This window comes from Pseudomonas neuropathica (genome assembly GCF_015461835.1).
Lineage (GTDB): Bacteria > Pseudomonadota > Gammaproteobacteria > Pseudomonadales > Pseudomonadaceae > Aquipseudomonas > Aquipseudomonas neuropathica.
Genome location: NZ_JACOPX010000006.1, coordinates 153,039 through 173,013, shown reverse-complemented (window position 1 = coordinate 173,013; position 19,975 = coordinate 153,039). Strand labels below are relative to the sequence as shown.

The window sequence follows — 19,975 nt, the reverse complement described above, 5'->3', positions numbered from 1 at the left end:
AGGGCGACACAAGCCCCGAAAGGGGTGTTGCACGCGACGCTTTCCATCAATAACAAGCTTAAGCGGAGTACCACAGATGGCGTTCTTCACCGCAGCCAGCAAAGCCGACTTCCAGCACCAACTGCAAGCGGCACTGGCGCAGCACATCAGTGAACAGGCACTGCCACAAGTGGCGCTGTTCGCTGAACAATTCTTCGGCATCATTTCTCTGGACGAGCTGACTCAACGTCGCCTCTCCGACCTCGCTGGCTGTACTCTTTCTGCGTGGCGCCTGCTTGAGCGCTTCGATCACGCGCAACCGCAAGTGCGCGTCTACAACCCTGATTACGAGCGTCATGGCTGGCAGTCGACCCACACTGCGGTCGAAGTCCTGCACCATGACCTGCCATTTCTGGTCGACTCGGTCCGTACCGAGCTGAACCGTCGCGGTTACAGCATCCACACCCTGCAAACCACCGTGCTCAGCGTACGCCGTGGCAGCAAGGGCGAGCTGCTGGAAATCCTGCCAAAAGGCAGCACCGGCGAAGGCGTTCTGCACGAATCGCTGATGTACCTGGAAATCGACCGCTGCGCCAACGCGGCCGAACTGAATGTGCTGAGCAAAGAGCTGGAACAGGTTCTCGGTGAAGTCCGCGTCGCGGTCGCCGATTTCGAGCCGATGAAAGCCAAGGTGCAGGACATCCTCACCCAGCTCGACAACAGCGCCTTCGCCGTCGATGCCGACGAAAAGAACGAAATCAAAAGCTTCCTGGAATGGCTGGTGGGCAACCACTTCACCTTCCTCGGCTACGAAGAATTCGTGGTTACCGATCAGGCCGATGGCGGCCACATCGAGTACGACCAGAACTCCTTCCTCGGCCTGACCAAATTGCTGCGCACCGGCCTGACCTACGAAGACCTGCGCATCGAAGACTACGCCGTCAGCTACCTGCGCGAACCGACCCTGCTGTCGTTCGCCAAGGCTGCGCACCCAAGCCGTGTACACCGTCCGGCCTACCCGGACTACGTGTCGATCCGTGAAATCGACGCTGACGGCAAAGTCATCAAGGAACACCGCTTCATGGGCCTGTACACCTCTTCGGTGTATGGCGAAAGCGTGCGGGTCATACCGTTCATCCGCCGCAAGGTCGAGGAAATCGAGCGTCGCTCCGGCTTCCAGTCCAAGGCTCACCTGGGCAAGGAACTGGCGCAGGTCCTCGAAGTGCTGCCGCGTGATGACCTGTTCCAGACCCCGGTCGACGAACTGTTCACCACCGTGATGTCGATCGTGCAGATCCAGGAACGCAACAAGATCCGCGTGTTCCTGCGCAAAGACCCGTACGGTCGTTTCTGCTACTGCCTGGCCTACGTGCCGCGCGACATCTATTCCACTGAAGTTCGCCAGAAGATCCAGCAAGTGCTGATGGAGCGCCTGAAGGCTTCCGATTGCGAATTCTGGACCTTCTTCTCTGAGTCGGTACTGGCGCGCGTGCAGTTGATCCTGCGTGTCGACCCGAAAAACCGTCTCGACATCGACCCGGTGCTGCTGGAAAAAGAAGTCGTGCAAGCCTGCCGCAGCTGGCAGGACGACTACGCCGCCCTGACCGTCGAAAGCTTCGGCGAAGCCCACGGCACCAACGTGCTGGCCGACTTCCCGAAAGGCTTCCCGGCCGGCTACCGCGAGCGTTTTGCTGCGCATTCGGCCGTGGTCGACATGCAGCACCTGCTGAGCCTCAACGAAAAAAATCCGCTGGTGATGAGCTTCTATCAGCCGCTTGGTCAGGTCTCCGGCCAGCGCGAGCTGCATTGCAAGCTGTACCACGCCGACACTCCGCTGGCGCTGTCCGACGTCTTGCCGATTCTGGAAAACCTCGGTCTGCGCGTGCTGGGTGAATTCCCGTACCGTCTGCGTCACACCAATGGCCGCGAGTTCTGGATTCACGACTTCGCGTTCACTGCCGCTGAAGGTCTGGACCTCGACATCCAGCAACTCAACGACACCCTGCAGGACGCGTTCGTCCACATCGTTCGTGGCGACGCCGAAAACGATGCGTTCAACCGTCTGGTACTGACCGCCGGCCTGCCATGGCGCGACGTGGCGCTGCTACGTGCTTACGCGCGTTACCTGAAGCAGATTCGTCTGGGCTTCGATCTGGGTTATATCGCCAGCACCCTGAACAACCACACCGACATCGCTCGCGAGCTGACCCGGTTGTTCAAGACCCGCTTCTATCTGGCGCGCAAACTCAGCGACGACGATCTGGAAGACAAGCAACTGCGCCTGGAACAGGCGATTCTGACCGCACTGGACGATGTCCAGGTGCTCAACGAAGACCGCATTCTGCGTCGTTACCTCGACCTGATCAAAGCGACTCTGCGGACCAACTTCTATCAGACTGACGCCAACGGCCAGAACAAGTCGTACTTCAGCTTCAAGTTCAACCCGCACGCGATCCCTGAACTGCCGAAGCCAGTGCCGAAGTTCGAAATCTTCGTCTACTCGCCACGCGTTGAAGGCGTGCACCTGCGCTTCGGTAACGTTGCCCGTGGTGGCCTGCGCTGGTCCGACCGTGAAGAAGACTTCCGTACCGAAGTCCTCGGCCTGGTAAAAGCCCAGCAAGTGAAGAACTCGGTCATCGTGCCAGTCGGCGCGAAGGGCGGCTTCCTGCCGCGTCGCCTGCCTCTGGGCGGCAGCCGTGACGAGATCGCGGCCGAGGGCATCGCCTGCTACCGCATCTTCATTTCCGGCCTGTTGGACATCACCGACAACCTGAAAGACGGCGCGCTGGTACCGCCATTGAACGTGGTTCGCCACGACGATGACGACCCGTACCTGGTAGTGGCAGCGGACAAGGGCACTGCAACTTTCTCTGACATCGCCAACGGCATCGCCATCGATTACGGCTTCTGGCTGGGTGACGCGTTTGCGTCCGGTGGTTCGGCCGGTTACGACCACAAGAAAATGGGCATTACCGCCAAAGGCGCGTGGGTTGGCGTACAACGTCACTTCCGCGAGCGCGGCATCAATGTTCAGGAAGACAGCATCACTGTTGTAGGCGTCGGCGACATGGCCGGTGACGTGTTCGGTAACGGCCTGTTGATGTCCGACAAGCTGCAACTGGTCGCTGCCTTCAACCACATGCACATCTTCATCGACCCGAACCCGAACCCGGCGACCAGCTTCGTCGAGCGTCAGCGCATGTTTGACCTGCCGCGTTCGGCCTGGACCGACTACGACACCAGCATCATGTCCGAAGGCGGCGGTATCTTCTCGCGCAGCGCGAAGAGCATCGCGATCTCCCCGCAGATGCAGGAACGCTTCGACATCAAGGCTGACAAGCTGACCCCGACCGAACTGCTGAACGCCTTGCTCAAGGCGCCGGTGGATCTGCTGTGGAACGGTGGTATCGGTACTTACGTCAAGGCCAGCACCGAGAGCCATGCAGACGTCGGCGACAAGGCCAACGACGCACTGCGCGTCAACGGTAACGAACTGCGCTGCAAAGTCGTGGGCGAGGGCGGTAACCTCGGCATGACCCAACTGGGTCGTGTGGAATTCGGTCTGAATGGCGGCGGCTCCAACACCGACTTCATCGACAACGCCGGTGGCGTGGACTGCTCCGACCACGAAGTGAACATCAAGATCCTGCTGAACGAAGTGGTTCAGGCCGGTGACATGACCGACAAGCAACGCAACCAGTTGCTGGCGAGCATGACCGACGAAGTCGGCAATCTGGTGCTGGGCAACAACTACAAGCAGACTCAGGCCCTGTCCCTGGCGGCGCGCCGTGCTTATGCGCGCATCGCTGAGTACAAGCGTCTGATGAGCGATCTGGAAGGCCGTGGCAAGCTGGACCGTGCCATCGAGTTCCTGCCGACCGAAGAGCAGATCAACGAGCGCATTGCCGAAGGCCACGGTCTGACCCGTCCTGAGCTGTCGGTACTGATCTCGTACAGCAAGATCGACCTCAAAGAGCAGCTGTTGGGCTCGCTGGTACCGGACGACGATTACCTGACCCGCGACATGGAAACGGCGTTCCCGCCGACCCTGGTCAGCAAGTTCTCCGAAGCCATGCGTCGTCACCGTCTGAAGCGCGAGATCGTCAGCACCCAGATCGCCAACGACCTGGTCAACCACATGGGCATCACCTTCGTTCAACGACTCAAAGAGTCGACCGGCATGAGCCCGGCGAACGTTGCTGGTGCTTACGTGATCGTGCGTGACATCTTCCACCTCCCGCACTGGTTCCGTCAGATCGAAGCGCTGGACTACCAAGTCAGCGCTGATGTGCAACTGGAGTTGATGGACGAGCTGATGCGTCTGGGCCGCCGCGCTACGCGCTGGTTCCTGCGTGCCCGTCGCAACGAGCAGAACGCTGCCCGTGACGTCGCGCATTTCGGTCCGCACCTGAAAGAGCTGGGCCTGAAACTCGACGAACTGCTGAGCGGCGAAATCCGTGAAAACTGGCAGGCGCGTTATCAGGCGTACGTCGAAGCCGGTGTGCCGGAATTGCTGGCGCGTATGGTGGCGGGCACCTCGCACCTGTACACCTTGCTGCCGATCATCGAAGCGTCCGACGTGACCGGGCAGAACCCTGCCGAAGTGGCCAAGGCCTACTTCGCCGTGGGCAGTGCGCTGGACATCACCTGGTACCTGCAACAGATCAGCGCACTGCCGGTTGAAAACAACTGGCAGGCCCTGGCCCGTGAAGCGTTCCGTGATGACGTCGACTGGCAGCAACGTGCGATCACCATCTCCGTCCTGCAACAGGGCGACGGCACACTGGACGTGGAAGCACGTCTGGCGCTGTGGATGGAACAGCACGAAAGCATGATCTCGCGCTGGCGCGCCATGCTGGTGGAAATCCGCGCGGCAAGCGGCACGGATTACGCCATGTATGCAGTGGCCAACCGTGAACTGCTGGATCTGGCGTTGAGCGGGCAAGCGGTAGTGCCTGCAGTGGCTGCGAATGCCGAGCTTGAATTGGCATAAGTAAGCGCTGAATGAAAAAGCCCCGGTGTCGTGAGATGCCGGGGCTTTTTTATGTCTCATGGATTGGTACCGACCGGTGTAGGAGCTGCCGAAGGCTGCGATCTTTTGCTTTTAAAAGATCAAGATCAAAAGATCGCAGCCTTCGACAGCTCCTACAGGGATCGTGGGTTGCGCAAAACTTGTGGGAGCGAGCTTGCTCGCGAAGAGGCCCTTACATTCAATACAACTTCTGAGCCGGTTTAGTATCAAGCATCGACACTTTATCCGCCGGCCGAGCGACCAAATTGTTGAGCGCCTGGTCAAACTTCTGCAGCGCCCGAACTTGCACATCCTGCTGCTGATTAATATCGGCAACTATCTCTTCCGAACCCTTGAAGTCCGCCCACACCGGCGTCAATTCCCGTGCGTCTGAACCTTTCGCCGTACCGATATAGTTCAACTGCGCATCATAAAAATCGGCACTGACATCCGCCTTGATGTCGGAACTGCGCGAGGTAATTAACTGGCTGTGGGTGTCGACGATCGCCACCACATCCGGTCTGGCTGCACGCAGGCTCTGCATGTCCGGATACACCGTCACCGAGCCGAACTGACGTTGTAGGGAAGCGTTGACCCATTCCACCGCCATGTCTGGTTTCGAGCTGGCGACGTAGGCGTCGTGGATCGGTTGCACCAGCAGGCTCTGGCCGAAACCGGTGCCGGCGTTGGCTTGGTAGTCACGCAGGTATTCACGGTTGGTCTGGGTGCTTGGGCTATAGACCACGCCGAGCGACACGCCGGGACCGCTTTTTACCTGGGTGGCGCTGCTGCGGCCAGTGGGATGGGGGAGCAGGGTGTCCAGTGAGGAAACGGCTTGAGGCGCGGTGGGTACCGAACAGGCTGACAGAGCTAAAACCGATATCGCCAGTACACTGGTGAACGCAAGTTTCATGGTGTTTCTCCCGTGAAACAACATCAGTCGGAAAGTTTAAAAGTCGTAAATCACGACCGTTAACTCAGACTAAACCCGCCAACCTGACAATTTGCTGAGCGAACAGCCGTTGAATAGTTTCATTTGCTGTAACCCGCAGCGGTTAATGACGCCGGGAAATAAAAAGGCGCCAATCAGCGATTTGCGCCCGTTTATTTATGGCTGGTTAAACAGCCATCAGTTTTTCAGTGGGATCAACACTTGTTCGTCCGGGGCCAGCACCATGAACACCAGCAACTTGGCGGGTTTGGTTTTGCTGGCATTTTTCGACACCAGATGTTCGGAGCCAGCCGGTTCGTACCAGAACTGGCCCTTCTTGTAGGTGATCGGTTGTTCACCTTTGACCTGGGAAATCACTTCACCTTCGAGCACGTAAGCCATCGCCGTGCCGTCGTGTTTGTGAGCGATGGAGGATTGGCCGGGTTTGTAGTCGACCTCGATCATCATGGCTTTTTTGCCGGGGGCGTTTTTCAGCATCTGGTCTTGCAGGACGGTGACCTTTTCCGACGGGTCGTGGGCGAAAGCGGCCGAAGTGCAAAGGCTCAGGGCAAGGGCGGCGGCGAAGAAGGGCAGGGCTTTCATGGCGGGTTACCTGTGATGATCGGGGTGTTGCTGATCACAGTAGTCCGCAGGGCGGGGCATTCAAACGGCCAATATTCGGGAAGATCAGGTGACCAATTCATATGCCCCAAAAATCAAAAGATCGCAGCCTTCGGCAGCTCCTACAGGGGGCGGTGTAGGAGCTGCCGAAGGCTGCGATCTTTTGATCTTGCTTTTAAACAATAGGAAAGCTGTTGAAATCCACGCTATTGGCCAGCCGACTATCGATCAGGTCAATAAACCCCTGCGCCTCGGGCCGGTTGAAATGCGCCTGCATCGCCGCTTCCGACTGCCAGCGGGCACTGACCGTCCAGCGGTGGCCGTCCTCGGGGCAGCGGTCGACCAGGTACGAATCGCAGCCCGGCGTTTCGCGCAGGGTTTCGACGATCTTCTGCAGTTGCTTGCCCAGTTCATCCGAGCGGCCGGCCGCAGCCTGCACCTGGACCGTATTGATCACTTCGTTGGACATTGCTCACACTCCTGAATCAGGCCGGACGAATCCTGCTCATTGAGGGATAACGCCTGTGCAGAATAGGCCTGCACCTGTCGATCACCAATAACCAATCGGCGGTTAATCGCCCAGACCAATCATTCAGGCAACTTGTTGCAGAATGTCGCGCAAGCGATCGAGGGCGGTATCGATGTCGAGGGTTTCGATGGCGCCGAAGCCAAAGTACAGGCCGTTTTTCGGCGTTTGCTGGTAATAGAAGCCGTTGATCGCATACAGGCCGACTTCGACCTTTTTCGCCAGTTCGATCACCAGCGGCAGGTCGATCGGCACCTTGCAGAACACCGTCATGTGGAACCCGGCACTCGGCGGCACCGCCTGAAGCCACGGCGAAAGATCGTCGGCCATGCGCGCCAGAATGCGCTCGCGGCGTTGCGCGTAAATGGTGTGGCAGCGGCGGATATGTTTGAGCAGGCAACCCTCGGCGATGAACTTGGCCAGCGCCCACTGCGGCAAGGTCGAGGCGTGCAGGTCGGTGAGCTGTTTGGCGCGGATCACCGCCTCGAGAATCGCCGGCGGCAGGATCGCATAACCCAGGCGCAGCTCCGGCAGCAGGGTTTTCGAGAAGGTGCCGACGTAGGCGACGATGCCGCGCTGGTCGAGGTTGAACAGCGAATCAGTGGGCCGGCCTTCATAGCGAAACTCACTGTCATAGTCGTCCTCGATGATGATCGCGCCCAACTCATGCGCGCGAGCCAGCAAGGCTTCACGGCGCGCCTGACTCATCGGCATGCCCAGCGGGAACTGGTGCGACGGCGTGACATAGATGAGGCGGGTGCCATCGGGGATGTGTTCGACCTGAATACCCTCGGCATCCACCGGAATCCCGACCACCTCGGCGCCATGGGTGCCGAACAGCAGACGCGCCGGCGGATAACCGGGATCTTCCATGGCCACCAGGCTGCCGGGACGGATCAACACACGGGTGATCAGATCCAGCGCTTGCTGCGCGCCGTTGCACACGACGATGTCTTCGTCCTGACAGTTGATCCCGCGGGAAAACGCGATGTGCCGGGCAATCGCATTGCGCAGTGCCGGCAAGCCCTCGGGCAGGCTGTAGAAACCCTTGGACTGCGCCATCTGCCGCATCGCGTGAGACACGCAGCGGCGCCAGTCATCCTGCGGAAACTGGCCCTTGCTGGTGGCGCCGCCGATGAAGTCGTAACGCAGCGAGCCTTCCAGCGTCGGGTGGCGCAGAAACACCGGCAGATTGCGCCAGCTCTCGATCACCTCGGCGCCGGCCAGTTCGGTGTGGCTCTGTTTGCGCTGGATCTGCGCCGGACGCGCGTTGACGTAAGTGCCTTTGCCGATCACCCCGGTGAGGAAGTTTTCGTAGGTCAGTTGCGCGTAGGTGTCGGAAATGGTCTTGCGCGAGATGCCCAGTTGCTCGGCGAGCAGACGGCTGGGTGGCAACTGCGTGCCGGCGGCCAGGCGCCCGGATTCAATGGCCCCGCGCAGTTGCTGATACAACTGACCGGCGAGATCCTTGCGGCCGTTGATCACGACGTGAAGTTCCATACCGACGAGGCTCCCGAGACTGTTTGGCGTGCCCGCCAGATTACCGCTGTTGTTTGATTGGCAATAGTTGCCTATCCGAAAAACCCGAAATTGGCCTAGGTCCCCTGTAGGAGTGAGCCTGCTCGCGATGACGGTGGCACATCCGACATCAATGTTGCCTGACACACCGCTATCGCGAGCAGGCTCACTCCTACAGGGATTTGTGTTTGGCGGGGATTCAGTGGTGTAGCGATTTTCCGCGCAATTGGGGCTGTAATGCGCCGCTGTCGGCGTTTACGGTGAACTCATTATTCCGTCTACCGAGACTAGCCCATGTCCCCGCGCCTGGATTACTACAACGCTTCGCCCAAGGCGATGAAAGCGATGATTGCCATGGAGGCGCTGACCGCCAACCTCAGTATCGAACAGCCGCTGCTGCAACTGATCCGGATCCGCGCTTCACAGCTCAATGGCTGCGCATTCTGCACCGACATGCACTCGGTGGATGCGCGGCGGTCCGGGGAGAGTGATCGGCGTTTGTATGCGATCGCGGTGTGGCGCGACAGCAACTTCTTCAACCCGCGTGAGCGTGCGGCGCTGGCCTGGGCGGAGGCGGTAACGCTTTTAGCGGAGAGCCGTGTGCCTGATGACGTTTATGAGCAGGCGCGCGAGCAATTCAGCGAAGGCGAACTGGTCGACCTGACCATGGCCGTGACCACCATCAATAGCTGGAATCGCCTCGCGGTGAGCTTCCGCCAAACCCCCAGCGATTAGCGCCACATGATCGTTCCCATCCGGGGCATGGGCACAATCAGTGTAGGAGCTGCCGAAGGCTGCGATCTTTTGATCTTGTTTTTAAAGGCAAAGTCAAAAGATCGCAGCCTTCGGCAGCTCCTACATGGGTGTCATTGGTTCGTCGATGTCATTGCGGCGGACGTTGCGGTTTCACTGATGTGCCAAAGGTATTGCCCATCCGCGTACTGGTCGCCGCTGGCGTAGCGAGGCCAACCTGATTCGGCGGCCGCTTATTCACCGGCACATTCAGCGCTTCCTGATTCTTTTCCGCCGCCGCCGCGCCTTCCGGGTTGTTGCCCATCTGCTGGCTCAAACAGTCGTAATTCGGCGCCTTGTAACCGCCGACTGTCACCTCGACACAGCCCAAGGGCTCTTCGGCATAAGCGCTCGACAACGCCATCAACAACAGTCCGCCAAGGCTGATTCGCCACAGTGTTTTCATGCTCGCCTCCTGGCCGGCCCGACGGGGCCGCGCTATGGCTTGAGTCTAGTGCAAGCCTCGCGCAATTCCCGTGATGGTTTTTTTGCACCGCCCGTCACACCAGATTCATAAACAGCCCTCAGGATGACGATTTCCAAGGATTCGTCAGCCGTGCAGCGAGGCAATTCCACGGACGGTTTTCAGCGTTCAACGAGGCTTGTGCGCCGGATGTGTCTGGGGTGGCTGCTTGGCTGTGCGGCGGGCTACGCCATGGCTGACGCGGTGCCGGCGGACCTGCGCATGACGCTGCACATTCCGGCACAGGATCTGGCGCACGCGCTGGATCAGTACAGCCATGCCACTGGCGTTGCGGTGCTGGTCGACAGTCAGTTGAGTCGCGGTCGCCGCTCGTTGGCGGTGGACGGTGAATACACCGCCGCCGATGCCCTGCGTCGATTGCTCGGCGGCAGTGGTTTGATGGCGCGGTATGCCCGGGACGATGCGTTTACCTTGCAAGTGGCGCAGGTCGAAGACGTGCCTACGCCGGCACAAAAACAGACGCCGGAAAGCGTCGCGGTCAACCGCAGCTACGCCACGGCAGTGCAAGCGGCGATCGAGCTCAACCTGTGTCGCTCGCCGCTGACCCGTCCGGGCAGTTATCGCGCGGTGTTGCAGGTCTGGGTCGGCCGCGATGGCGTGGTGCAGCACAACCGGTTGGTCACTTCGACCGGTGATGTACGGCGCGACAACGCGCTGGTGGAAAGTTTTCGCAACCTCAAAATCGACCGGCCGACGCCCAGCGCCTTGCGTCAGCCGGTCACGTTGCTGTTGTTACCGGAGTCGTCAGGGAAACGCATGGAATGCACCAAATGGGAAGGAGTTTCCGGGGGATGAAAGACACCGGACAAGGTTCGATGGTCCAACTGTTCCTGACGTCCTACGAGGACTTTCGGGTGCGCCTGCGCAGGCGTCTCGGTTCGGAAGATCTGGCCAACGACGTGCTGCACGAAACCTACCTGCGCGTCGACCGCATGGAGACGCCGCCGAACGTCCTGCGGCCCAATGCCTACCTCTATCGCATGGCCCTGAACATCGCCGCCGACCGCCGCCAGGCCGACGCGCGCCTGCTCACCGGCGAGGAAGTCGAGGAGCTGCTGCAAATCGGCGATGAAGCTCTCGACCCGGCGCGGGTGGTGGGAGGGCAAAAGGAAATCCAGTCGCTGCTCAGCGCCCTCTACGAACTGCCCGCACGCCGTCGCCGAATCTTCATTGCCGCGCGCCTGGAAGAGGCGCCGCACTTGGAAATTTCCCAGCGCTTCGGCATTTCCACACGCATGGTCGAGAAGGAAATCAAAGCCGCGTTGGGCTTCTGCGCCGCGAAACTGGAAAGAAAAGTGTTTCAGCGGTTCGGTCGCGGGGCCGGAAAACCGTCTTCTGAATAGTGCCCGATCAATTCGTTGAGAATCTGCGCGTTTGAACATCTTTCGACTGACACCTGCCGAGCCATCGGCGGCCGACAATCTGCACAGCGAAGCCCGCGACTGGCTGGTCCTGCTGACCTCCGGCCGCGCCACCGTGGCCGACGCCCGCGCCCTGCGCGAATGGTGCGCGCAGAGCGCCGAGCATGCCCGCGCGTTCGAAGAGGCCAAGCGGTTGTGGCAGCAGCTGCAACCGGCCGTGGAGCAAATGCAGGCACCGCGCGGGTTTGGTCGACGTGCCTTTCTCGGGGGGGCGATTGCTGCGTCGGCGGCGTTTTTGCTGGTGCGCGGGACCATTCCCGGCGGCTTCGAAGGGCTGGGTGCCGACTACATCACTGAAGTTGGCCAACAGCGCCGCTTCGAACCGGCGCAAGGCGTGAGCCTGGAGCTGAACACCCAGACGCGGATCAATCAGCGCTCCATCGATAACGGCGTGCAGGGCTTTGAACTGGTCAGCGGCGAAGTAGAAGTGCAGACCGCGCGGTTGCCGCTGGCGATGCAGGCTGGAGGAGGGTGGTTGCGGGCCAGTCAGGGGCGTTTCAACTTGCGTAACACTGATCAGCAAGTTTGCGTGACTTGCCTTGATGGTGCGGTTGAAGTGGATGTTGAGGGGCGTAGTCTGCGTCTTGAACCGGGGCAGCAGGTGACCTATGACGCGCGGCAGGTTGGCAGTGTGCAGAGTGTCGACACAGCGGCGGTGATGAACTGGCGCCAACAAGTGCTGGTCTTCAACGGCGTAACCCTCAGCCAGATGATCGACGAAATCAACCGTTACCGCCCCGGCATGTTGCTGCTGCTCAACCGCGAACTCGGCCAGCGCCGGGTGCAGGCCCGCTTCAGCCTCGACCAACTCGCCGGTGTCGCACTGCTCATCCGCGATGCCTACGGCATCAAATGCACAGAACTCCCCGGCGGCGTCGTCGTCCTCAGCTAACCCACACCCGCCAACACACCACCCCCCCTTTGGGAGCTGGCTTGCCAGCGATTGCGGCTTCACAGCCAACCAACCCCCAACTGACTACCCCCAATCCAAATGTAGGAGCTGCCGAAGGCTGCGATCTTTTGATCTTCAAAATCAAAGTCAAAAGATCGCAGCCTTCGGCAGCTCCTACAGGAATATCCGAGCAGAAGGGATATATGTCACTCCAACGGCCCAATCACCTGCCGATACTTCTCCACCCCCTGCGCCGTCCCCCGACTCAACCGAATCTCCAACCCCAACGGATCCTCCCGCCGATTCCCACTCAACTGCCGCCACCCCTTATCCACCTCCCAAACCCGCACCTGCACATCACTCACATCCTGCAAAACAGCCACCCCATTCCCAGGCGCCGGCAACGGATACCGACTCCGCGGCTCAGCCACCGCCCGATACAACGTGTCACCCTTGACCCACCAGCGCACCCGCTGCAACGCCCCCGGCTGATCCGCCGCCGTACGAATAATGTCCAGCCGAAACCCCTTACTGTCACTACTGCGCACAGTCAGAGCAGCCGGCGCCGTCACTGGCTCATCATCCACCCCAACCTTCTTCGGCTCAGTCAACTCAATCCCCGCGCGCATCTCCACATCCCGCTGCAACTGATTCAGCGCCCGCAACAAACCGTCACTCTGCTCACTGCTCGCCTGCAAATGACTGTCCGCCCGCGTCACACTGTCCAGCCCCCGCCAGGCAATCAGACTCACCACCGCCATCAACAGAATCGCGACCATCACCTCAATCAACGTAAACCCTTGCTGGCGCTTCATTGCAGGCTGATCCTGCCGCTGCCATCACGCAGCACACTCAAGCGATTCAAGCCATCCGACAACGTCAATTGCAGCGGCGGATTAATCCACTCAGCGTTCAGCACAACCCTTTGTTTCGGCTCCACCCGCACCTCCATCTTCGGACTCTGCCAGGCACGCGGCCGCAACTGCGGATCCTGCGCGAAATGATCAAACCCCTTGCCACTGTCACTGCGCCGACTAAACCGAAACCCCTTGGCATCACTCACCCACACAATCGGCCGGCCATCCGCGCGCGCCTCCGCCTGCGCCACCTGCAGCAACTGCGCCACACGCTCGGCATCCTTGCGCAGCAACTGCAACGGATCGGGCTTGATACTCAGGCTGATCGCCGCACTGGCGATGCCGATGATCACCAGCACCACCATCAACTCGATCAGCGTAAAACCCTGTTGCCTGTTCATCGCGCGCGCTCCTTTGCGTCCTGCGCCATCGTGCACGGCCAACATGTAAGGCGTGTGAAATAAAACGGAGAGAATTGCCGCGTAGGCTGACAGCAGGGATAAAAAGGAGATTCAACCCATGACCTTCACCGCACGCTTTTCCCCACCCCAAATGGTTCAGGCACTCGCGCTGCTTGCCGCGCTGGTCGGCGTAGCGACATGGTCGTCGCTGCTGCTGACCTCCGCCGAATCACACACCCCGGCAGCCGCCCCGCAATTGCTGGCGGCGCGCAGTGATAGCCCGGCGTTGCAGTGGTTTTCCAATCAAACGGCGCCGATGGATATCAAGGTGAGCGGGGTGATGGCGGGGAGTCGGGGGGCGGTGGCGATACTGAGCCTGAACGATGGGCCGCCGAGGAGTTTTTTGCAGGGGGAGAAGGTTGGGCCTGGGGTGAAGCTGGTGGCGGTGGAGGGGGATGGGGTGGTGATTGAGCAGGGTGGGGAGAGGGTGAGGTTGGGGGTGGAGAGGTTGGCGGAGGGGGTGGTTTTGCCGATGCTGAAGAGGCCCTGACTATAGGGTAGAAGTTAGTGTCTCGGCGCTTAAGTTCGAATAGTGCCATCTGGGATATAGGATCAAGCGCCTCGGTAAAAGAAGGCGAGCAAGTAAAGAACGTTTTTAGTTACTTTCTGCCAGAAGTGGATCGTCGTGAAAATCCCCACCGGCCGATAGCTGGGGTGGAACTGGTTCGCCTATGGTCAGAACCAGCGATGCCCCTCCCGCCTAAACTGAAGCACTCTTTGATATCTAAACGTACATTCGGACAAGATGCGAATTTCTAATTCACGCTGGTGCTCCATAAAATTTTGTTCTATAAATTATCGAACTGCTAAAATCTCTTTGCATCTTCCTATCGCCTTTAGCCAATCGCCAAATCAAGGAAGTAATCGATGGCCATGAACTTTTCACCCGGCGTATTTGCCGATCACCTATCTGAAATTGCGGGCCAAAAGGTTGGCTTAGCTTTATCAATGCAAGAGCTATGTGATCACCTCTCCGGAGATCATCGCAATCTCGGAGATGTGTTACTTCAGTCTGAAAAGAGTGGCTTGCGGATTCGCTCTGAGGAGTTTGAGGCGATCTGCTATCGGTTGCTTCACAGGATCGGCTACACAGAAGACGAGGAAAATGGCATACCTCCCCAGATCAAGCTCTACCATAAATACAAGCACAACCCTCGTTTACTGGCTATATACGAGGGTGTAAGCGCTATTTTTAATCAAATGATGATGGGGTTAATTGAAGAAACTACAAGAAGTGGTGGCAAATCGATAGATCCATCGCAAATTATGAAGCGTTGTGCTTTGGAATTTGGGCGAACTGGCTTGGATATGGCTATGGAGTATATTCGGGGTTTCGATCATCACATGCGAATCAGTCCTCACTCTTTGTCTAGATACGATGAGTGGAGCAGCACTATAGAACTCAAGTCGCTCTTTACTGGCGCCTTAGATGCTCCCGAAAAAGGAACATTCATTGACCAGCGATTTATAAATTATTTGTCCAACAATAATCACCGCTTGGCAGAAATGCACTGGCGAAAATTTGAAGAACTCACAGCAGAATACTTCGAAAGGGAGGGGTTTCGCGTTGAAATCGGTCCAGGTACTAACGACGATGGTGTAGATGTCCGATTGTGGAAGCAAGACACACCGAAGGATGCGAAACCGACCTGTCTGATACAGTGTAAGCGGCAGAAAGCAAAAGTTGAGAAAGTGATAATAAAGGGCCTTGCGGCGGACGTGCAATTTATGGGTGCCGAGTACGGCATGATAGTTACAACATCAGAGTTGAGTCCTGGCGCACAAACGACCATCAGTGCTCGAGGTTATCCGATACAGGTTGTTGAGCGACACGCCGTGAACGCTTGGCTCACTCGCCTTCGGACTCCCGGAACAGGGATTGTAAGGATCTGATATGGAAGTTTGGTGGGATGCTATCAACCTCAAATTTCTCAATTGAAAAATGAAGAAGCAGAGGGTGAACGTCAGTTTTTGCTGGCATGTGTGATCCGTTACGAGCGGTTGACGGGTAACATCGGTCGTTTGATCTAGGCTTAATTGCGTTTGTCAGCAAGTTTTAAGTGTTCATTTGAAAAATTAATTCTATATTCTACATGTCTTCCTATTAACTGCTCTGTCATAAGCGTAAAGTTGATAGATTTGTGAAAGGTAGCCCTATGCGTAGTGATATTCAATCTAAACTCAGGCTTTGGTCAGATGGGGCAGGGAAGGCTGAAGTGTTTGTTAACGCCTTTCTTTCGAGCTTGGGGGTATATCCACCGTTGACAAATGTCGCCCCGCTTGGAGGGCCAGATGGAGGGCGTGACTTACAAAGTGCAGATGGTACTTTAACGGTTGCATGCTATTTTCCCATCAAGGAATACAAGTCTTTTTCAGAAATAGAAGCTAAATTTCTAAAAGATTTGAATAAGGCAAGTCGGGGGGGTGTAACAACGTTTGTTTTTGTCACAGGTCAGTTAATGCAATTGGCTGACAAGGAGAAGTTGAAATTCCAAAGCCAAATTTCCAAGACTGCAGTATATGATTGTGGTGATATATTGAGTGCGGTGAGTGCTCCGCAGGCTGGTTTCTTACGAGCATTGCTTGGATTTCCAGACAAGGAGTCCATACCAAGCAAGCCAAGATTTGAAGGTGTACTTTCGTCTATAGAAGACTATAAAGTTTTTTCAAGTTTTATTTGTGAGAATGACGAGGGTATTGTTTTTCTCGATCTGACTATGGATGATAGTAGTTTTCAGGGTAGTGTTGATGAGCCAAATCCATATTTTGTAGCTTATGAAGACTGTTTCGAAGATTTGGAAGAGGGGGAGGAGCCTTCGTGTTATAAATGCACAGGTACGGAGTTCTCCGTGCACATCTCACATGTTTTAGGAAGTTGCTTTTTTTACTGGCAGAGGGGGGTTTATAGATTGAGAGGATACTTCGTAATTACTGGCTACTCAGGACCGTATCAAGGTCTGATGGCCTGCAATCTTAGAGGCGTCAGGCATGAAGATGTCCGAATGTAGGTCTCCAAGTACCCAAATTCCTAGCAATCTGCTGCGTAGTAATGTGAGTCACCGTAAACTCTCAGACGCTTTCGACAGGGTGCTTTTTCGGTTGAAAGCCACCACTCACACCGCTTTTCACAAAAAACTCCCTAGTACCAGAGGTTCAAGTTCGGATCAGGCTCGCGCAGGTCGAGGAGAATGCGGCGGAGAAATGTCCTAATAGAAATGGCTGAAAGGCGAACCGCAGATTAGAGTTATGGGTCCGCCTTTCGGTAACACCCCTCAACCTGTAGCTATTTACTCATGGCTTGATAGTGTTCGGAGTACCCGCACCCTTCAAAGATTAACCTCAGACCGTCTTTGAAAACCTCATGATCGAATTCTTTTATGTCAAAAATATTTTGGCCCAAAGAATGTGACTCTCGATTCATGTATCTGTAGAAGGTTGTGAATTTATCAGCCGACAGAGCTGGCTTTTGGAAGACGTTGTTAAAGTCCGTTTTTTGAACAAAATTGAAGAAATATTCGACGATGTTCCGCATGCAGTTTGCGATCAGCGCCGGTGGCGCAGCCTGGTCTTTTATGATTGACCAGTATGATTGGTAGTCATTTTGAATCTCCTCGTATTTCATTGGGGTTACCGAGCTTCCGTTTTTGTTCTTATAAACCCTGAATAGTTGCTGAGTCTCTGATCGGGTTTTATGGTTCGTGTGAGTCAGTTCATAGAAAAAGTACAAACTATGAGTCAGCACAAAAACCTGCTTGTATAGGTCACTATTTATGAAGTATTTTTTGATTAACTGTCCAATATTGAACACGTAGAGATGAGAAAGACTTGAAATGGGATCATCAATCACAACCACTTTAGCTTGAGGGACAGCAGTGGCGGTTTTCTGTCCTTTACAAAGCTCCATAAAGTAGAGAAAACTGATAACCGTTTTCTCACCTTCACTCAACGAGTGAAAGGCATTTGCTTGATCGGTAGTTCTAGATACGCGGTAAAAATTATCACCATACGGCACCACAGAAAAGCCATCGATGCCAATTTCCAACAGCCCGCAATTAATGTTCTCAATTGACTCTTCAATATTTACCGTCTGTTTTCTAAGGTTGGCGATCTTACCGCTAGATGCCGTGACATCTGCACCTATATTAGTGGCAGACTGGTTTATTTCACTGGTCTCTTCTTTTAGCGCAGATGCTGACTGAGAGTAGGCAGAAATCGTCTGGTCGTAATTCCAGCGCATCAGCGTCCAGAAACGAGATCTTATGTTGTCTTTGGTTTTTTTCTTGTTAGCCAGCTTGTCATTGTGGGCGTCAATAATCTCGTTCAGACTTTTGATCAATTCGTTGATCAGATCGACGGTGGATTTTGTATCGGTGAGTACCACTGGCGTGCTCGGGCTTTTGGTTTTGTTACTAATGTGTAAGATGTTTTCGCGTATTGATGCCCGTAAGGCTTCACAGGCGATAGTCCAAGCATCTATAAGCTCCTTTTTAGCAAGCGGAGAATTTGAAATGTCTTGAATGTTCAAGTTGGAGGTTAGTGTCTCATACTGGGTTTTGATTAACTCCAGTTCTTTAATATCTTGCTCGTAGGCCTCGTCGAAGACATGTCGTATAGAATCAATGATGTGTTTCGTAATTGTTTTTTGCTGGCAAAATGGGCAGGCTTGGGGATCCTCGTCATCTGAAATGTACTGAAGTCCTTCTTTCACCCAGTCAGAATTTTTAGTTTTCGCAATGAATTCAGCAACCGACCCCTCTTGGCTCCCAACAATTATCTTCGACCATAATGAGTCTCTCTCAATACTCAGCCACCCAGCAGAAAGGATAGGGGAAGTTGTGAATGAAACTGCACCTTCTCCCTCAATAGATGATGCTTCTGCTTTCAAATCTTCAACCGTATAGTCAGGCGCATTTTCCGGTAGCGGTAAACTGACAATGTGTTGAAAAAGGAGTTCGGTTCTTTTCAAGCTTTCTAGGCAGAACTCAAGAACACGATCACCGCCTGAGAAGGTTGTCTTAATTTCCCAAACCTTGCTACTTGCCTTTGACTTTGCTTCTTCGAGCTTTGTGGCTGTCTCGGCAGCTAACCTCGCATTTTCTTGCTGAGCGGTTAGGTGTTTCTCAAGTTCTTTCGTCTCAGCTTCGATTTGCTGGAGAGCACCTTTGTTTTCTTTCGAAAGGGTGAAGATCCCTTTTAAGTTATCCTCTTCGTAAAAGTAGTCATTCAAAAAGCTTTGGTTATATACAAGAATTTCACAAGCTTGGCTCGTTTTTAAGCTGCATTTCACAAACTGTGGTGCGTTTTGGTTGTACAAGAACTCGGAGATAGTGCTCTTTCCTGCCCCGTTTAGCCCGTATATAAGCGACGTTTTATTAATTGGGGAAAAAGTGGATTTAGATTTGTAGCTGGTGACGCCATCTATATTCAATTCCGTGATCATAAAGAAACTCCAGAATGCTAAGTGGCTTTGCGCCATCTCTGTTGGCGAAGAGGAGCATAGGCGAGCAAGGGGATGTCTGCCACTTTGTCTTTTGACCGGGGGAAGCAAGGCCTGTCCAAAGGCAAGCGAGGAATGTGGCGGGATACATTGGGACGCGCAAGCATGTCCTAGTCAGCGCGCTAATGGCTGGTTCCAAGGTGCAAAGTGAGATAAGGGGCCGGCATAAGGGGACGGATCTGTTGAGGGATCCGAGACGGGATGAGGAGCCCGCTAAACACCAATGTTTAAAAAGACATCTCCAGACACTCTCTCAGGCTACACACCCTTGCGCCTTTGCCTACAGCTACGCCAGAATCCGCCGGCTTGTGGGCTTTGTACCTGGTCTATATCGTCTATGGGTCGCTGGCAACCCAGCGGCCGGGTTTAGCGACCCGACCAGGTATAAGTACAACGACGCTCCAGTTTGTCGCAGACGTTTGCGACGACGATATGGTGGCTGTGCGTGGGAGACCTTCGGGTCTGCCGGGTCTTATACCTCTCGGTTCGCTAACCCGCGTGCAGCTGCCACCCTTACTTGTTTAGCGACAGGTGTTGGTGGTTCCACCAGGTATAAATTTGGAGCTTCACCATGATCAAACCAACACCCAACCCGCCCGAAACCGTCTCGGTTTCCCCCTATGAATCCATCGACTCCAAAAAACTCCACGAAGCCGCCGACCGCGCGCTCGACCATTACCTCTGTCCACCCGGTTCCACGCCGCCCCCACGTAAAAACCGTAGGATGTACGCCGTGACGGCGGACAACAAAACCGAAGAACTACTGGTCGATGCCAGTGCAACACTCGCTTCGGCCAAAACCATCGCCCAGAACGTCTCCAGCCTTTTGCCGGCATCGCAGCGCCATGCGCTGGCGGGGATTGCGCAGTTGATCATGCTCGGGGAGTTGGCGGTGAATCGGGCGCTGGATAATTTGCAATTGCCGGAGTGATGCGGGTGCTGGGATCACTTGGTGACTAATCGGGTGTTCATTCTGGCGCCTTCG

At 55.9% G+C, this 19,975-nt stretch carries 17 protein-coding genes; 9 read left to right on the top strand and 8 right to left on the bottom strand.

Going from position 1 to position 19,975, the window contains the following annotated elements; genetic code table 11:
- Positions 1-76: 76 nt before the first annotated feature.
- Positions 77-4,972, top strand: a complete 4,896-nt coding sequence (locus tag H8F23_RS10280) for an NAD-glutamate dehydrogenase (protein WP_194934295.1) — start codon at positions 77-79, stop codon at positions 4,970-4,972.
- Positions 4,973-5,189: 217 nt separating this feature from the next.
- Here H8F23_RS10280 and H8F23_RS10275 read toward each other — a convergent pair whose 3' ends face one another.
- The 4 genes from H8F23_RS10275 to pdxR all read right to left on the bottom strand — a co-directional run bounded on the left by H8F23_RS10275 (position 5,190) and on the right by pdxR (position 8,568).
- Complete coding sequence (locus H8F23_RS10275; RefSeq protein WP_194934294.1) at positions 5,190-5,903, bottom strand: ATPase; 714 nt, start codon at positions 5,901-5,903, stop codon at positions 5,190-5,192.
- 216 nt (positions 5,904-6,119) lie between these two features.
- Complete coding sequence (locus H8F23_RS10270; protein ID WP_150652200.1) at positions 6,120-6,524, bottom strand: cupin domain-containing protein; 405 nt, start codon at positions 6,522-6,524, stop codon at positions 6,120-6,122.
- A gap of 193 nt (positions 6,525-6,717) precedes the next feature.
- Complete coding sequence (locus H8F23_RS10265) at positions 6,718-7,011, bottom strand: putative quinol monooxygenase (protein WP_194934293.1); 294 nt, start codon at positions 7,009-7,011, stop codon at positions 6,718-6,720.
- A gap of 123 nt (positions 7,012-7,134) precedes the next feature.
- Complete coding sequence (gene pdxR / locus H8F23_RS10260) at positions 7,135-8,568, bottom strand: MocR-like pyridoxine biosynthesis transcription factor PdxR (protein ID WP_194934292.1); 1,434 nt, start codon at positions 8,566-8,568, stop codon at positions 7,135-7,137.
- A 312-nt stretch (positions 8,569-8,880) separates the two neighbouring features.
- On the opposite strand from pdxR, the gene H8F23_RS10255 reads away from it, so the two are divergent.
- A complete protein-coding gene (locus H8F23_RS10255; protein ID WP_194934291.1) occupies positions 8,881-9,321 on the top strand; it encodes a carboxymuconolactone decarboxylase family protein in 441 nt (146 codons plus the stop codon).
- A 148-nt stretch (positions 9,322-9,469) separates the two neighbouring features.
- Here H8F23_RS10255 and H8F23_RS10250 read toward each other — a convergent pair whose 3' ends face one another.
- The gene (locus tag H8F23_RS10250; protein WP_194934290.1) at positions 9,470-9,784 is read right to left on the bottom strand and encodes a hypothetical protein; all 315 of its coding nucleotides are present in this window, start codon (positions 9,782-9,784) and stop codon (positions 9,470-9,472) included.
- 207 nt (positions 9,785-9,991) lie between these two features.
- Here H8F23_RS10250 and H8F23_RS10245 point away from each other — a divergent pair, with 207 nt between their 5' ends.
- Genes H8F23_RS10245 through H8F23_RS10235 form a run of 3 tightly spaced genes read left to right on the top strand, consistent with a single transcriptional unit; the run spans position 9,992 to position 12,175 of the window.
- A complete protein-coding gene (locus H8F23_RS10245) occupies positions 9,992-10,657 on the top strand; it encodes a secretin and TonB N-terminal domain-containing protein (protein ID WP_194934422.1) in 666 nt (221 codons plus the stop codon).
- Complete coding sequence (locus tag H8F23_RS10240) at positions 10,654-11,205, top strand: RNA polymerase sigma factor (protein WP_064119825.1); 552 nt, start codon at positions 10,654-10,656, stop codon at positions 11,203-11,205. Before H8F23_RS10245 ends, H8F23_RS10240 begins: the two co-directional genes overlap by 4 nt.
- A 31-nt stretch (positions 11,206-11,236) precedes the next feature.
- On the top strand, positions 11,237-12,175 hold the full coding sequence (locus H8F23_RS10235; RefSeq protein ID WP_194934289.1) for a FecR family protein: 939 nt from the start codon (positions 11,237-11,239) through the stop codon (positions 12,173-12,175).
- Positions 12,176-12,381: 206 nt separating this feature from the next.
- Here the strand turns inward: H8F23_RS10235 and H8F23_RS10230 are convergent, their stop codons facing one another.
- Together H8F23_RS10230 and gspH are read right to left on the bottom strand one after the other, a co-directional pair.
- Complete coding sequence (locus H8F23_RS10230; protein ID WP_194934288.1) at positions 12,382-12,990, bottom strand: prepilin-type N-terminal cleavage/methylation domain-containing protein; 609 nt, start codon at positions 12,988-12,990, stop codon at positions 12,382-12,384.
- Entirely contained in the window at positions 12,987-13,433 is a 447-nt protein-coding gene (gspH, locus tag H8F23_RS10225; protein ID WP_008087980.1) for a type II secretion system minor pseudopilin GspH, read from the bottom strand. The genes H8F23_RS10230 and gspH overlap by 4 nt, the downstream gene beginning before the upstream one ends.
- A gap of 118 nt (positions 13,434-13,551) precedes the next feature.
- Between gspH and H8F23_RS10220 the strand changes: the two genes are divergently transcribed.
- The 3 genes from H8F23_RS10220 to H8F23_RS10210 all read left to right on the top strand — a co-directional run bounded on the left by H8F23_RS10220 (position 13,552) and on the right by H8F23_RS10210 (position 16,501).
- On the top strand, positions 13,552-13,983 hold the full coding sequence (locus tag H8F23_RS10220) for a type II secretion system protein N (RefSeq protein ID WP_194934287.1): 432 nt from the start codon (positions 13,552-13,554) through the stop codon (positions 13,981-13,983).
- Positions 13,984-14,360: 377 nt separating this feature from the next.
- Positions 14,361-15,386, top strand: a complete 1,026-nt coding sequence (locus tag H8F23_RS10215; RefSeq protein ID WP_194934286.1) for a restriction endonuclease — start codon at positions 14,361-14,363, stop codon at positions 15,384-15,386.
- 263 nt (positions 15,387-15,649) lie between these two features.
- The gene (locus H8F23_RS10210; protein WP_194934285.1) at positions 15,650-16,501 is read left to right on the top strand and encodes a hypothetical protein; all 852 of its coding nucleotides are present in this window, start codon (positions 15,650-15,652) and stop codon (positions 16,499-16,501) included.
- Between the two features lie 275 nt (positions 16,502-16,776).
- On the opposite strand, the gene H8F23_RS10205 is transcribed toward H8F23_RS10210, so the two are convergent.
- Positions 16,777-18,933, bottom strand: coding sequence for an AAA family ATPase (locus tag H8F23_RS10205; protein ID WP_194934284.1), 2,157 nt, complete (start codon positions 18,931-18,933; stop codon positions 16,777-16,779).
- A 628-nt stretch (positions 18,934-19,561) separates the two neighbouring features.
- Between H8F23_RS10205 and H8F23_RS10200 the strand changes: the two genes are divergently transcribed.
- Positions 19,562-19,921, top strand: a complete 360-nt coding sequence (locus H8F23_RS10200; protein WP_194934283.1) for a DUF6124 family protein — start codon at positions 19,562-19,564, stop codon at positions 19,919-19,921.
- Positions 19,922-19,975 lie beyond the last annotated feature (54 nt).

What these genes read in the sequence shown, in the direction of transcription:
- H8F23_RS10255 (WP_194934291.1), top strand. Translation starts at nt 8,881, where the DNA reads ATGTCCCCGCGCCTGGATTACTACAACGCTTCGCCCAAGGCGATGAAA.
- H8F23_RS10215 (WP_194934286.1), top strand. Translation starts at nt 14,361, where the DNA reads ATGGCCATGAACTTTTCACCCGGCGTATTTGCCGATCACCTATCTGAA.
- H8F23_RS10210 (WP_194934285.1), top strand. Translation starts at nt 15,650, where the DNA reads ATGCGTAGTGATATTCAATCTAAACTCAGGCTTTGGTCAGATGGGGCA.
- H8F23_RS10245 (WP_194934422.1), top strand. Translation starts at nt 9,992, where the DNA reads ATGTGTCTGGGGTGGCTGCTTGGCTGTGCGGCGGGCTACGCCATGGCT.
- H8F23_RS10280 (WP_194934295.1), top strand. Translation starts at nt 77, where the DNA reads ATGGCGTTCTTCACCGCAGCCAGCAAAGCCGACTTCCAGCACCAACTG.
- H8F23_RS10270 (WP_150652200.1), bottom strand. Translation starts at nt 6,524, where the DNA reads ATGAAAGCCCTGCCCTTCTTCGCCGCCGCCCTTGCCCTGAGCCTTTGC.
- H8F23_RS10230 (WP_194934288.1), bottom strand. Translation starts at nt 12,990, where the DNA reads ATGAAGCGCCAGCAAGGGTTTACGTTGATTGAGGTGATGGTCGCGATT.
- H8F23_RS10275 (WP_194934294.1), bottom strand. Translation starts at nt 5,903, where the DNA reads ATGAAACTTGCGTTCACCAGTGTACTGGCGATATCGGTTTTAGCTCTG.
- H8F23_RS10265 (WP_194934293.1), bottom strand. Translation starts at nt 7,011, where the DNA reads ATGTCCAACGAAGTGATCAATACGGTCCAGGTGCAGGCTGCGGCCGGC.
- H8F23_RS10240 (WP_064119825.1), top strand. Translation starts at nt 10,654, where the DNA reads ATGAAAGACACCGGACAAGGTTCGATGGTCCAACTGTTCCTGACGTCC.
- pdxR (WP_194934292.1), bottom strand. Translation starts at nt 8,568, where the DNA reads ATGGAACTTCACGTCGTGATCAACGGCCGCAAGGATCTCGCCGGTCAG.
- H8F23_RS10205 (WP_194934284.1), bottom strand. Translation starts at nt 18,933, where the DNA reads ATGATCACGGAATTGAATATAGATGGCGTCACCAGCTACAAATCTAAA.
- H8F23_RS10220 (WP_194934287.1), top strand. Translation starts at nt 13,552, where the DNA reads ATGACCTTCACCGCACGCTTTTCCCCACCCCAAATGGTTCAGGCACTC.
- H8F23_RS10250 (WP_194934290.1), bottom strand. Translation starts at nt 9,784, where the DNA reads ATGAAAACACTGTGGCGAATCAGCCTTGGCGGACTGTTGTTGATGGCG.
- gspH (WP_008087980.1), bottom strand. Translation starts at nt 13,433, where the DNA reads ATGAACAGGCAACAGGGTTTTACGCTGATCGAGTTGATGGTGGTGCTG.
- H8F23_RS10200 (WP_194934283.1), top strand. Translation starts at nt 19,562, where the DNA reads ATGATCAAACCAACACCCAACCCGCCCGAAACCGTCTCGGTTTCCCCC.